Below are 14,214 nucleotides of genomic sequence, written 5' to 3'. Positions count from 1 at the left end.
TGAGCGCGTGACACGCGGGGTGAAGCGCATGGCGGACGGGGGGAAGCGCATGGCGGACGGCGGCCCGCCGGGCACGGGGTGAGCGTGTGCCCGGCGAGCCGAAGCGGACCTCAGCCGGCCGAGGAAGTCTTGACCAGCGTGCGGATCTGGCGGAGCAGCACCGACAGCGCCGCCAGGTCGGCCGGGGACTCGTCCACGTCGCCCATCGCGTTGGAGGCCCGGGCGATGGAGGCCGCGTTCACCTGCTCCCACTCGGAGACCCGGTCCTCCGGGGCCGCAGACTCCGAGGTCGACTGCAGCACCTCGGCGGTCAGGGCGGCCAGGGCCGCGTACAGGTCGTAGCGCAGGGCCATCCGGGCGAGCGTCTGCCAGCGGTCCCCGCGCGGGAGGCGGGAGATGTGCGACAGCAGCGCGTCCACGCCGAAGCGCTCGGAGAGCACGAAGTAGACCTGGGCCACCTCGGTGACGTCCCGGTCGATGGCCGTGGCCGTCTCCAGGATGTCCAGCAGACCGAAGCCGTAGAACACCCGGGCCACCTTGTCGGCCAGGTCGTCCGGCATGTCCTTGCCGGCCAGGGTCGCCACGCGTTCCTCGAAGGCGCGGCGTTCGGCGCCGACGATCACCTGGGGAAGCTGGGGCAGCAGGGTGGTGACGCCGGGACGGAGCTTGGCGATCTCGCCGGCCACGTCGATCGGCGAACGGCGGGTGCTGACGAGCCAGCGGACGGCCCGGTCGAGCAGCCGCCGGGTCTCCAGGAACGCCAGCGTCTGCGCGGACGTCGGCACCTTGTTGTCCAGCGACTCGGCAGCGGCCCAGATGTCGCGCAGGCCGTAGACGTCGCGGATCACGACGTACGCGCGAATGACGTCGGCCGCCGACGCGCCGCTCTCCTCCATGGCGCGGAAGACGAACGACGTGCCACCCCGGTTGACCACCTCGTTGACCAGCGAGGTGGAGATGATCTCGCGGCGCAGCCGGTGGCCGGTCATCCGGACGGCGTACCGCTCGCGCAGTGGCGTCGGGAAGTAGCGGTGCAGCACGTCGCTGGTCCACGCCTCGTCGACCAGCTCGTCGGCGAGCACCTCGCGCTCCAGGCTGATCTTGACGTAGGCCAGCAGCACGGCGAACTCCGGCGCCGAGAGCCCCTCGCCGTTCTCGTGGCGCAGAGCCAGTTCCTTGTCCGTCGGCAGCGCTTCCAGCTCCCGGTTCAGCTCACCGCGCTGTTCGAGGGCGATCAGCATCCGCCGGTGCACCGGCAGCAGCGAGTGGGCCTGCGCCCGGGCGTTGCCCAGCGCCATCGCCTGCTCGTAGTTGTCCCGGAGCACCAGCGCGCCGACCTCGTCGGTCATCGCCGCGAGCAACTCGTCGCGCTCCGGCATGGTCAGCTCCCCGTCCGCGACCGCGCCGCCGAGCAGGATCTTGATGTTGACCTCGTGGTCGGAGCAGTCGACCCCGGCCGAGTTGTCGATGAAGTCGGTGAAGATCCGGCCGCCGGAAGCTCTGCCGTTGGGGCCGGGCACCCCGCCCGACCTGGCGAACTCGATCCGCCCGCGCTGGGTCAGCCCGAGGTTGCCGCCCTCACCGACGACCTTCACCCGCAGTTCGGATCCGTTGACCCGGATCGCGTCGTTCCCCTTGTCGCCGACGTCGGCGTGCGACTCGGAGACCGCCTTCACGTACGTACCGATGCCGCCGTTGAACAGCAGATCCACCGGCGCCTTGAGGATGGCGCGCATCAGCTCCGGCGGGCTTACCGCGGCGGCCGTCTCGGCCAGGCCGAGGACCGCCCGCACCTCCGGGGTGACCGGGATGGACTTGGCGCTGCGCGGGTAGACCCCGCCGCCCTTCGAGATCAGCGACGCGTCGTAGTCCGCCCAGGACGAGCGGGGCAGGTCGAAGAGGCGGCGGCGCTCGGCGAAGGAGACCGCCGCGTCCGGCGACGGGTCGAGGAAGATGTGCCGGTGGTCGAACGCCGCGACCAGCCGGATGTGCTCGGAGAGCAGCATGCCGTTGCCGAAGACGTCGCCGGACATGTCGCCGACGCCGACCACTGTGAAGTCCTCGCTCTGGCAGTCGGTGCCCAGGTCGCGGAAGTGCTTCTTGACCGACTCCCACGCGCCGCGGGCGGTGATCCCCATCTTCTTGTGGTCGTAACCGGCGGAGCCGCCGCTGGCGAACGCGTCGCCGAGCCAGAAGTCCTTGCCGACCGAGATCTCGTTGGCGATGTCGCTGAACGTCGCGGTGCCCTTGTCCGCGGCGACCACCAGGTACGGATCGTCGCCGTCATGCCGCACGACGTCCCGCGGCGGCACGATCTTGCCGCTGAGGATGTTGTCGGTGACGTCCATCAGCGCGGTGACGAAACGCTTGTAGCACTCGACGGCCTCGTCCCGGTCGCCCGGCTTCTGCTTGAGCACGAAGCCGCCCTTGGCGCCGACCGGCACGATCACCGAGTTCTTCACCATCTGCGCCTTGACCAGGCCGAGCACTTCGGTACGGAAGTCCTCCCGGCGGTCCGACCAGCGCAGGCCGCCACGTGCGACGGCGCCGAAGCGCAGGTGCACGCCCTCGAAGCGCGGGGAGTAGACGAAGATCTCGTACTTGGGGCGGGGCTGCGGCAGGTCCGGGATCGCCTCCGGGTTCAGCTTGAAGGCGACGTACGACTTGGGCCGCCCGTCCGCCCCGCGCTGGAAGAAGCTGGTCCGCAGCGTCGCCTCGATCAGCGTCAGGTAGGAGCGCAGGATCCGGTCCTGGTCCAGGCTCTCCACCTGGTCGAGCAGCTCGGTGATCCGCCCGGCGACCTCGCTCGAGCGCCGGCCCCGTTCGGACTCGCCGATCGGCAGCGCCGGGGAGAACCGGACCTCGAAGAGCTCCAGGAGCAGTCGCGCGATGTCCGGGTACGCGATGAAGGTCGACTCCACGTACCGCTGGGAGAAGACGTTGCCGGCCTGGCGCAGATACTTCGCGTACGCGCGGAGCACCACCACCTGCCGCCAGGTGAGCCCGGCACGCAGGACGAGCTCGTTGAACCCGTCCACCTCGGCCTCGCCCCGCCAGGTGGCCGCGAACGCGTTCTCCACCTGCGGCCGCACCTCGGACAGGTCGCGGTGCACCTTGGGCGGGGTCAGCCCGAAGTCGTACAGGTAGACGAGCCCGTCCGCACGGCGGATCTCGTACGGCCGCTCGTCGCTGACCTGCACCCCGAGCGAGTGCAGCACGGGCAGCACCGCGGAGAGCATCATCGGCTCGCCGAACCGGTAGACCTTGAACCGGATGTCGTGGTCGTCGGGTTCGGGCGCCCCGTGCGCGCCGAGCTTGCGCCGTCGGTAGAGGTGCATCTCCAGCTGCCCCGGCTCTTCGAGCAGTTCCAGCTTGGCGAGATCCTGCATTCCCTCGTACGGCGTGTGCCCGTTCTTGTAGCTCTCCGGGTAGGCGTGCGCGTACCGCGCGAACAGGTCCTTCGCCGGCTCGTCACCCAGTTTGCGTTCGAGCACGAGGCTGAAGTCGTCGTCCCACATCCGGGTGGCGTCGGCGAGCAGCTCGGCCAGCAGGTTCGGGTCGAGGTTGCCGGGCGGCGCGGCCGGGTCGGTACGCACGATGAAGTGCACCCGGGCCAGCATCCGCTCGGTGACACGGGTGGTGTAGTCGACGCCGACCCCGTTCAGCTCGCGCAGCAGGATCTCCTGCATGCGCAGCCGGTTGCCGGTGGTGAACCGGTCCCGCGGCAGGTAGATCAGGCACGAGATGAACCGGCCGTAACCGTCGCGGCGCAGGAACAGGCGCAGCTGGCGGCGGCCGGCCATCCGGAGCACGCCGACGACCGCCTCGTACAGGTCGTCGGTCTTGATCTGGAAGAGCTCGTCCCGCGGGTACGTCTCCAGGATCTGCAGCAGGTCCTTGCCGGAGTGGCCGCGCGGCGACAGGCCGGAGCGGTCCATCACCTCGGTGACCTTGCGCTTGACCACCGGCAGCTCGCGGACGCTGGTCCGGTACGCCGAGCTGGAGAACAGGCCCAGGAAGCGCCGCTCCCCGGCCACGTTGCCGTCGGCGTCGAACGACTTGACGCTGATGTAGTCCAGGTAGGCGGAGCGGTGCACGGTGGCCCGCGAGTTCGCCTTGGTGATCACCAGCAGGCGCCGCTCCATGGCCCGCCGGTACGCCTCGGGCGCCATGCTGTCGAGCCGCCGCGGCCGGCTGTCGCCGCGCAGGATGCCCAGGCCGGTCCCGTGCACCGTGTGCAGGACCCCGTCGTCGTCCAGCCGGTACTCCCGGTAGCCCAGGAACGTGAAATGGTCGTTCGCGAGCCACTTGAGCAGCTCGATCGAGTCGGTGACGTCCTTCTCCGGGACCGGCAGCCGGCGCTCGGAGCCGCGGGCGGCCGCCAGCTCGTCGGAGATGACCAGGGCGCGCTGGCGCATCCGCGGCCAGTCCTCGACGGCCTCGCGCACGTCGGTGAGCACCCGCCGGACCTCATTGAGCAGCTGGTCCCGGGCGTCGGCGCGGCGGACCGGGTCGATCTCGATGCGGATCCAGCTCTCGACCAGGTCGCCCTCGATGGCGTCGTCCGGCTCGACCTCGGCCTCCAGCTCGCTGAGCGCGCCCAGCGGCTCCCGGCGGACCACGATCAGCGGGTGCACCATCAGGTAGACCTGCAGGTTGTGCGCCGTGAGCAGCGCGATCACCGAGTCGACCAGGAACGGCATGTCGTCGGTGACGATCTGCAGCACGGTGTGCGCCTGCGAGCCCTGCGGCTCGGTGAGGTCCAGCTTCAGCTCGCCGGGCAGCCGGTTGCGGGCCAGCTCACGGTGCTCGACAGCGGCGGAGAACATCTCCTCCGGTGTGTAGCCCACCAGCTCCTCGTCCGGCGCGAACCGCCAGAACCGGGCCACCAGCGACGCGGTGCTGTGATCCTCACCCGCTCGCTCCACCGCCTGAGCGACGAGTCGCTCGGCGTTCGGGAGCGGCTCCTCGAGCTCTCCGTCTTCGCTCGACGCACCGAGCCGCCCGGTGAGGGCCAACCCGGGACGGGTCCCCGGCGAATCAGGGATGGTCTGATCAGAATCGGTCGCTGCCTCGTCCGCGACAGGCATGTCCGGCGCTCCCCTCACCCACGACACTGTGGGTTCGAACGTGTCGGGCACAGCCTAGAACGACCGGGCGCGACTGCTTCACACCCAGGGTGTGCCAGCCCGACAGGTGGGCTGATATGCGAGATTTCGCACGGTGCGGGGCGGCACGAACCCGGGTTCGGCGGCTACCGTGCGATCAGCCCAGCAAGACGTACCCACAGGGGGAAACCTCATGCGCCGCGCCTCAATCGGATTGACGACCCTGCTCGTGCTGGTCACGAGCGGTCTGGCCGGATGCTCCGGGGACGAGCCACAAGACACCGTCGTCGACTTCCTGAACGGCTGGAAGAACGGCGACCTGAGCAAAGTGGGCTTCGTCACGGCAGAGGGTGGCAAGATCGCCGCGGCCGACGTGCTCACCGGCATCAAGGACTTCTACGGCGACCTCAAGGACCAGCCGCTCGACGTCTCGGTGGCCGGCGACCCGGTCGAGTCCGGCGACATCGCGACCACCCCGATCAACGTGAAGTGGACCCTGCCCGGCAGCGTGATCTGGGAGTACAAGTCCAGCGTCCGGATGACCAAGCGCAGCGGCGACGGCTGGCAGGTCATCTGGGAGCCGGCGGTGCTTCAGGCCGACCTCGAGCAGGGCGAGAAGTTCCGGCTCCGGCGGGTCGCCGCGCAGCGCGGCACGATCCTGGACGCCGGCGGCAAGGCCCTGGTCGGCCCGCAGAAGGTCGTCGTCATCGGGGTCAGCCCCGAGAAGATCAAAGACCTCACGTCGCTCTCCAAGTCGCTGACCACGGCGTTCAAGAAGGTCCAGGTCGACCTGGACGCCGCCGCCCTGAAAGCGCGCGTCGACAAGGCCGACCCCGGAGCGTTCCTGGATCTGGTCACGCTCCGCCGCGCCGATTACGACAAGATCCGCGATGAGGTACGGCCGTTGCCGGGCACCGTCTTCCGGGAGGAGACCCGCCAGCTCGCCCCCACCCGCGTCTTCGCCCGCGCCCTGCTCGGCACCGTCGACCCGGCCACCAAGGACGACCTGGACAAGCGTCCCGCCGAGCTGACCACCGGTGACCAGGTCGGGCACGGCGGCCTGCAGGAGAAGTACGACAAGGAGCTCCGGGGCACCTCGGGCCTGTCCGTCGTGGCCTCCGCGGAAGCCGCCGACGAGACCACCACCGACAAGCCGATCTTCACGTCCAAGCCGGTCGACGGCAAAGACATCAAGATCAGTATCGACACCGCCACGCAGAACGCGGCCGACGCGGCGATCAGCGCCCAGAAGCTGCCCAGCTCCATGGTCGCCATCCGGATCAGCGACGGCTCGGTGCTGGCGGTCGCCAACGGGCCGGACGCCGGCGGCGTGAACACGGCGCTGACCGGGCAGGTCCCGCCCGGGTCGACGTACAAGATGATCTCTGCCTATGGGTTGTTGCAGTCCGGCGCCGTCACGGCGGACACCGCCGTGGAATGCCCGAAGACCGCGACCGTCGAGGGCCGCGAGTTCAAGAACTCGGCCGGCGAGGTGCTCGGCAAGGTCCCCTTCCACGTCGACTTCGCGAAGTCCTGCAACACCGCGTTCGTGGGGCTCGCGCCGAAACTGGGCGCCGACGGGCTGAAGAACGCGTCCAGCGCGCTCGGCATCGGCGGGAACTGGAACATCGGCATCGACGCGTTCACCGGCAAGGTCTCCGACGGCGCGACCCCGACCGAGCTGGCCGCCGCCACCTTCGGGCAGGGCAGCACCGCGGTCAGCCCGATCGCGATGGCGGCCGCCACGGCGGCGGTGGCCAAGGGCGGATTCCAGCCGCCGAAGCTCGTCCTCGACCCGGCCCCGGCAGCGGCCGGCACGCCCGCGACGCTCGACGCGAAGGCCGTGGAGGCGCTGCGGCCGATGATGCGCGAGGTGGTCACCGGTGGCACCGGGACGGCGCTGAAGAGCGTCCCGGGCAAACCGGTGTACGGCAAGACCGGCACCGCCGAGTTCGCTGACGGCTCCGACGACACGCACTCCTGGTTCATCGGCTACCAGGACGACATCGCCTTCGCCGTGATGGTCCAGAAGGGCGGAGCCGGCTCGGCCGCGGCCGTCCCGATCGTCAAGAGCTTCCTCACCACCCTCGACAAGTAACCCCTCGACCCGCGTGCCGGGGCCGCGCATGTCCGCGGGCCCGGCACGCTGCTGTCGCGGTGTCAGGCGGCGCCCGGGGGGAACTTCCCGAACTGGGGCGTGTGCGAGGTGAACGCGCCGGCGGCCGGCGGGTCGGCGGGTGGCCGGGGCCGCAGCATCCCCGGGCGGGTGGCCGGCAGCGGCTCGGAGTCCAGCAGCGGCGCGGATCCCAGCGGTCTCGACAGCAACCGCACCTCGGGGGAAACCGCGACCGGCTGTTCCTCCGGTGCGGTCGAGGGGCCGGCGGACGTTTCCGCGTTCACCTCGTCGGGCGACTCCACCCCGGCACCGTCGTCATCGCCCTCGGCAACCGGTGCAGGACCGGCGTCCTCGGGAACAACCTCGGGAACAACCGCGGGATCCGCCTCCACGTCTTCCGCGACCACGATTCCGGGGTCACCGTCGTCGCTGATGGCGGCCCCGGGATCGGCGCCCTCAGCGATCACGTCCGCGGGATCCGCATCACTGACGACGGCCTCCGCCGGGTCGGTGTCCGAGATGATCGCGTACGCCGGGTCGGTGTCGTCGGTGGTCGCGTCGGCAGGTTCCGAACCAGGGACGACCTCGGCTTCGCGATCGGCTGCCGCGGCGAACGGCTCCGCCTCCTCCGGCAGGACGACCGGATCTTCGCCGGTGACACCGGGTGAAGCCGCCGCGGCCGGTGGCGTTTCCGGAACGGGGGTTGTCACCAGCCCGTTCGGCGTGGCCACCTCGGCGGCATCTGGGACAACGGCGACGACAGCGGCAACCGGAGCGGCGTCACCCACCGGGTCAGGCGCGACATCCGGCACAGCAGGCGAGACGGCACCGCTGGAGTCGAGCGCGACATCGGGCCCAGCAGGCGCGACATCCGGAACGTCAGGCGACACGGTGCCGACGGGGTCGGGGGCGACATCCGGCACAGGAGCCGGGGCGTGATCCACCGGATCGGGCGCGGCGTGTCGCGCGGCGGGTGCGGCCCGGGTGGCGCGGCCGGGGCCGGTGGCGAGGTCGCGGCGGGCGGCGACCAGGTCGGGCCGGGGCGTGACCGTCCGGACCGGGGCCAGCCCGCTCACCACCGCCGACGTGATCTCCGCGGCGTAGCGCCCGTCCGGGTCGTAGTCCGGGTCGAAGACGGTGATCTCGACCCCGAGGCAGTGCGGCGACTCGACCAGGCCGGTGAGCAGCAACTCCAGCTCCGGGAATGCGATGCCACCGGGGTCGGGCGCGTCCACCGCCGGCATCACGGCCGGGTCGAGGACGTCCACGTCGACGTGCACCCAGTACCCCGCGCAGTCGACCAGCTGGTCGCGGGCCCACTGGGCGCTGCGGGCCGCCCCTTCCACGCGGAGCATCGGGACCGGCCTGGTCACTATCCCGGCGGCCTGCAGGTCCAGCCGGTACTCGTCCTGCGCGCGGATGCCGAGCACCACCACGTCGACGTCGCGAAAGTACGGCCGGCGGCTCTCGATGGCCGCCAGGTTCGCCTGGCCGCGGCCGGTGACCAGCGCCAGGTCCTCCCCGGCGGCGGCGCCCACGTAGGAGGCGTTGCCCGGGTGCCGGAAGTCGGAGTGCCCGTCGACGAAGACCAGCCCGATCCGCCCGCCGACCGCCTCGCCGAGCCGGTGCATGGCCAGCCCGGAGCCGATCAGGATGGAGCAGTCCCCGCCGAGCACCACCGGGAACTCGCCGCCGTCGATGATCGCGCCGATCCGGTCGGCGAGCGCCCGGGAGTAGGCGGCGATCTCGGCGGCGTGCGCGACCCCGTCACCGGGCCGCCAGTCGCCCGGGTCGTAGCGCGGCGGGGTGAGGCAGCCCGCGTCCCGGGCGGCGAGCTTGGTCAGCAGGCCGTGGTCGCGGAGGGCGCCGGGCGCCTTGGCGCAGCCCGGCACCGACGTGGGCGTCGGCGGGCGCAGGCCGAGATTGGACGGCGCGTCCAGAACGGCGATGCGTCGCACGACGCCCTCCCGCTTTCTCGAATTGTCGGTCTAGAACAGTGCGCTGGCCAGTGCTCTGCGGGCGCCGGCCACCGCCGGGTCGTCCGGCCCGGCGACGGAGAACAGCGACAGCAGGTGCCTGCGCACGGCCTCACGATCCTCTCCGCTGGTCCGCTTGACCAGAGCGACGAGCCGCGCATAAGCGTCGGCTGCCTGACCGCTGAGCACCTCGATGTCGGCGGCGAGCCGCTGGGCCTCGATGTCGTCGGGGTCGGCCGCGGCCCGGGCCAGCACGGACTGCGGGTCCTGCCCGCCGATCCGCCGGTAGAGCTCGACCTGCGCGAGACCCGCCTCGGCGGCCGCGTCGGCCGGTGACTCGGCCAGGATCTTCCGGTACGCCGCCTCGGCCGCCTCCAGGTCGCCGACCATCAGCGCGTCGTCGGCGGCGTCGAGCCGCGGGTCCTCCGGCGCGGGGGTGCCGGTGCTGACCCCGGCGGCCTTGAGCACCGCGTCGATGTACTGCTTGACCTGGACCTCGGGAAGCACGCCGGTGAACCCCTCGACGGGCTGGCCGCCGATCACCGCGAGGACCATCGGGATGCCCTGCACCCGGAAGACCTGCGCGAGCCGGGGGTTCGCGTCCACGTCGACCTTGCCGAGCACCCAGGCGCCCTGGCCCTCGACGGCCAGTTTCTCCAGGATCGGCGAGAGTTGCTTGCACGGCCCGCACCAGTCGGCCCAGAAGTCGAGGATCACCGGGGTGGTGAGCGACCGCTCCAGCACGGTGCTCTGGAAGTTGGCCTCGGTGACGTCGATGATGGTCTCCGGGCTCAGCCCCGGCAGGGCACCGGGGACGGCGCCGGCCGGCTCGTCCTCGGTGGCGGCGGGACGGCTCGGCGCGGCGGGCTTGGCCGGCGCCGGGTTACGCAGCGCGCTGAGATCGACCGCGCCGCGGGTGAAGATCGACGGAGTGGTCCGTGGGTCGCTCATGGTTACCTAGTCTCGCACGCAGCCGGGCGTGTTCGCGCCGCCGCCGGGCGGGCGATATCCGACGTCACAACACGCCCGCCCGGCCCGTCCCCACCTGCCGCTTTCCGTCCCGGTTCGCCGGGGCCCACCTCAGAAGCGGGCGGGCTCCCGGTACACCCCCCACTCGCCTCGCAGGGCATCGCAGATCTCGCCCAGCGTCGCCTCGGCGCGAGCCGCTTCGAGCATGGCCGGGATCATGTTCCGCGACGTGCGGGAGACGGCGACCAGCTCGTCGAGCGCGGCCTTCACACGTACCGGATCGCGGTCCTGTTTCCGGGCCTTCAGCGCACGTTTCTGCTCGACCTCGACCTCGTGCGAGACCCGGAGGATCTCCAGCTCCTTGGCGACCGTTCCGGTGTGCGCGTTGACGCCGACGATCCGCTTCTCGTTCTTCTCCAGCGCCTGCTGGTAGACGAAGGCCGCCTCGGCGATGTGCGCCGTGAACCAGCCGTCCTCGATGCCGCGCAGGATGCCCGCGGTGATGCTGCCGTCGTGACCGAGCCCGCGGATCCGCTCGAAGATCTCCTCGGCCTCGGCCTCGATGCGGTCGGTGAGTGCCTCCACGTACCACGAGCCGCCGAGCGGGTCGGCCACGTTGATGACGCCCGTCTCCTCCATCAGCACCTGCTGGGTACGCAGCGCGATCTCGGCGGACTCGTCGGTGGGCAGCGCGAGCGTCTCGTCGAGGGCGTTGGTGTGCAGCGAGTTCGTCCCGCCCAGGACCGCGGCGAGCGCCTCCACGGCCGTACGCACCACGTTGTTCACCGGCTGCTGGGCGGTGAGCGAGACACCGGCGGTCTGCGTGTGGAACTTCAGCCACAGCGCTTTCTCGCTGGTCGCGCCGTAGTCGTCGCGCAGGTGCCGGGCCCAGATGCGCCGGGCCGCGCGGAACTTCGCGATCTCCTCGAAGAAGTCGAGGTGCGAGTCGAAGAAGAAGCTGAGGCCGGGCGCGAAGTGGTTGACGTCGAGCCCGCGGGACAGGCCGAGCTCCACGTAGCCGAAGCCGTCGGCCAGCGTGTACGCCAACTCCTGCGCGGCGGTCGCCCCGGCCTCGCGGATGTGGTAGCCGCTGACCGACAACGGCTTGTACTTCGGGATCTCGGCGGCGCAGTACTCCATGAGGTCGCCGATCAGGCGCAGGTGCGGCTCGGGCGCGAAGAGCCACTCCTTCTGCGCGATGTACTCCTTGAAGATGTCGGTCTGCAGCGTGCCGTCGAGCTTGCTGAGGTCGGCGCCCTGCCGCTCGGCGGCCACCAGGTACATCACGAAGATCGGCACGGCCGGCCCGGAGATCGTCATGCTGGTCGTCACGTCCTGCAGCGGGATGCCGTCGAACAGCACGTCCATGTCGGCGGCCGAGTCGATCGCCACCCCGCAGTGGCCGACCTCACCGAGCGCGTGCGCGTCGTCCGAGTCGCGGCCCATCAGGGTCGGCATGTCGAAGGCGACACTGAGCCCGCCACCACCGGCGGCCAGGATCATCTTGTAGCGCTCGTTGGTCTGCCGGGCGTTGCCGAACCCCGCGAACTGCCGGATGGTCCAGGTCCGGCCCCGATAGCCGGTCGGATAGAGACCCCTGGTGTACGGGAACTCGCCCGGCCAGCCGATCCGCTCGAACCCCGGATACGGAGTGCCGGCCGGCGGCCCGTAGACCGGATCCACCTGGTTCCCGGAAAGCGTCGTGAAGTCGGCGTCCCGCTTGCGGGCCGCGTCGTAGCGGCGCTGCCAGCGCTCGCGCCCGGCGTCGATGTCGGCTGCGTCCATGCGGCCCATCCTAGAGGCAGAACTGAACGATTACTAAGGGGAGACGACGGCGGGTGGGGTGTCAGGCCGGGAGCGGGGGGAGGCGGTGGTCCAGGATCCACGCCTGCGGGTCACCCTTGCGCATGAGCAGGCGGAACATCGCCGGCATCAGGGCGTCGCGGATGGCCGCGCCGACGGGACCCAGCACCTTGCCGCTGTTGCCGCGGCGGCCGTAGGCGGCGACCTTCTCGACGCGGGGGCGGCGCGTTGCCTCGTACGCCCGCAATCCGCTCGTGATCTCCGGGTTCTGCCGGAGGCTGTGGCCGAGGACGACCGCGTCCTCCAGAGCCTGCGACGCGCCCTGCCCCGAGGTCGGCGCGAGCGCGTGCGCGGCGTCGCCGACCAGCACGATCCGGTCGTCGCGCCAGACCCGGACCGGCCCGAGATCCTCGGTGCTCCACGGGCCGACGATCTCGTCGCTGGCCCGGATGATCGCGGCGGCCGGCTCCCCGTCGAAGAGGTCGAGCAGGTGGGCCTTCCAGGATTCCGGCGTGAACGAGCGCGCGTCGATCGGCCGCTCGGCGGGCGGGTTCGCGAACCACCAGACGCTGCCGTCGGGCGCGGCCGCCCAGCCGAAGAACGCCCGCCTCCCGAAGGACATCCGCATCACCCCGGGTGGCGGGCCGTCCACCGGGCCGGCGGTGAACCCTCCGGCGTTCAGCAGTCCGAGATAGTGCGGCGCCGGCGCGGAAGGATCAAGGGATCGGCGCGTACGGGATCGGAGCCCGTCCGCCCCGACGAGCAGGTCCGCCCGCACGCGCCGCCCGTCGGCGAACTCCGCCTCGACCGCGTCCCGCCCGGTGACCGCCCTGGCCAGCGCCGCGCCATGGACGATCGAGATGCCGCGCGCCTCGGCCTCGGCGCGCAGTGCCGCGTAGAGGTGCGACCGGCGGATCGTCGTGGTGACCGTCCCGTCCGGGCCGGGCCCGCCGAGGGGCAGCGCGACGAGCCGCTGCCCGGCCCGGCCGTAAAGCTCCATGGTCGGCGTCGGGAAACCCTCGGCCAGCACTGTCGCCGGGTCGAGGCCGAGCGAGCGCAACGCGTTCAGCCCGTTCACCGCGACGGTGAGGAACGCGCCACGCTCGTCGGCGACGCCGCGCTCGTGGCGCTCGTGGATCACCGGGTCGAACCCGGCGCTCTGCAGGGCGATGGCCGCGGCGGTGCCGGCGACGCCACCACCGATCACGGCAGCTGTTTTAGTCATGCCATGACTATCCATACAATGACTAAGGTACGTCAAGGGGCCGTACGCTCCTTGGCATGAAGCGCTCCCCACTCGCGATGCTGCTGCTGGCACTGCTGATGGAGGCGCCGATGCACCCGTACCGGATGCAGCAGGTGATCAAGGAGCGCGGCCAGGACCAACTGGTCAACGTGGCCCAGCGCAACAGCGTCTACCAGGCACTCGACCGCCTCGTCAGAGAAGGACTGGCCCGGCCCGGCGAAACCACGCGGGAAGCCGGACGGCCGGAACGGACCGTCTACGAGATCACCGAAGAGGGCTCGGCCACCCTGCGGCGATGGCTGCTGGAGATGGTGCCGGCGCCCGCCCGGGAATTCCCCGAGTTCCCCGTCGCGCTCGCATTCCTGTCCATGCTCGGCCCGGAACAGAGCCGTGAACTGCTCGGACGCAGGATCTCAGCGGTCGAGGAACGCATCGCGGCGATCGACGGGCAGGCGCCGCCAGGGCTGCCACGGGTGTTCCTGATCGAGGACGAATACCGCGCGGCGATGCTGCGGGCCGAGCTGGGGTGGCTGAGGGGTGTGGTGGACGACCTGGCGAGCGGTGCGCTGACCTGGGACCGGGCCCTGATCGAGGCGACTCTCACCCAGTTCAGCGACTGAGCAGCCCCCACCCTCCACCGGGGGGCGATCCCACGGCCATTGTCGCGCGCCGGGCGGATCTTGGCGGAGCGCCCTGTGGACAACCCGCCGCTGTGGACAACGCCCGAACGCCCCGCCGATGTGCTAGACGAGTGGTTCGTAACGCGGAGCGCTGGCCATCGAGCGCGGCCTGGCGGTCTCCGCCGCACACTCGTGGGCCAAGGCCACGATCAACTCAGGCCGAACGGCATTGAACCGCGCCCGGCTGGCGCTCACGGTTGTATCCCGAGCCGGAAACAACCCTCAGCACCAGCCGAACGCACGCGGCTGGCCTTCACGGTTGTATCCCGAGCCGGAAACAACACTGAGCGCCAGCCGGACGCAAGCCAGCGCCACT

Annotated in this window: 6 protein-coding genes and 1 pseudogene; 2 read left to right on the top strand and 5 right to left on the bottom strand. The window is 71.1% G+C overall.

The window, feature by feature from the left end; all coding sequences use genetic code 11:
* Nucleotides 1–110: 110 nt before the first annotated feature.
* On the bottom strand, nucleotides 111–5,090 hold the full coding sequence (locus tag Acy02nite_RS29535) for an NAD-glutamate dehydrogenase (protein WP_203746698.1): 4,980 nt from the start codon (nucleotides 5,088–5,090) through the stop codon (nucleotides 111–113).
* A gap of 211 nt (nucleotides 5,091–5,301) precedes the next feature.
* On the opposite strand from Acy02nite_RS29535, the gene Acy02nite_RS29530 reads away from it, so the two are divergent.
* On the top strand, nucleotides 5,302–7,206 hold the full coding sequence (locus Acy02nite_RS29530; RefSeq protein ID WP_203746695.1) for a penicillin-binding transpeptidase domain-containing protein: 1,905 nt from the start codon (nucleotides 5,302–5,304) through the stop codon (nucleotides 7,204–7,206).
* Between the two features lie 812 nt (nucleotides 7,207–8,018).
* Here the strand turns inward: Acy02nite_RS29530 and Acy02nite_RS47535 are convergent.
* From Acy02nite_RS47535 to Acy02nite_RS29510, 4 genes and pseudogenes are all read right to left on the bottom strand, one after another.
* A pseudogene (locus tag Acy02nite_RS47535) lies at nucleotides 8,019–9,182 on the bottom strand (arginase family protein); the annotation flags it as partial.
* 30 nt (nucleotides 9,183–9,212) lie between these two features.
* The gene (locus Acy02nite_RS29520; protein ID WP_203746685.1) at nucleotides 9,213–10,151 is read right to left on the bottom strand and encodes a tetratricopeptide repeat protein; all 939 of its coding nucleotides are present in this window, start codon (nucleotides 10,149–10,151) and stop codon (nucleotides 9,213–9,215) included.
* Between the two features lie 129 nt (nucleotides 10,152–10,280).
* The gene (gene icmA / locus Acy02nite_RS29515) at nucleotides 10,281–11,954 is read right to left on the bottom strand and encodes a coenzyme B12-dependent isobutyryl-CoA mutase large subunit (protein WP_203746683.1); all 1,674 of its coding nucleotides are present in this window, start codon (nucleotides 11,952–11,954) and stop codon (nucleotides 10,281–10,283) included.
* Between the two features lie 61 nt (nucleotides 11,955–12,015).
* The gene (locus Acy02nite_RS29510) at nucleotides 12,016–13,197 is read right to left on the bottom strand and encodes an FAD-dependent oxidoreductase (RefSeq protein WP_239175337.1); all 1,182 of its coding nucleotides are present in this window, start codon (nucleotides 13,195–13,197) and stop codon (nucleotides 12,016–12,018) included.
* Between the two features lie 56 nt (nucleotides 13,198–13,253).
* Here Acy02nite_RS29510 and Acy02nite_RS29505 point away from each other — a divergent pair, with 56 nt between their 5' ends.
* Nucleotides 13,254–13,838: a PadR family transcriptional regulator gene (locus tag Acy02nite_RS29505; protein WP_203746673.1), complete on the top strand. Its 585-nt coding sequence runs from the start codon at nucleotides 13,254–13,256 to the stop codon at nucleotides 13,836–13,838.
* Nucleotides 13,839–14,214 lie beyond the last annotated feature (376 nt).

This window comes from Actinoplanes cyaneus (genome assembly GCF_016862095.1).
Classification (GTDB): Bacteria; Actinomycetota; Actinomycetes; order Mycobacteriales; family Micromonosporaceae; genus Actinoplanes; species Actinoplanes cyaneus.
The sequence above is the reverse complement of the archived record's forward strand: the minus strand, read 5'-3'. Positions and strand labels throughout refer to the sequence as shown.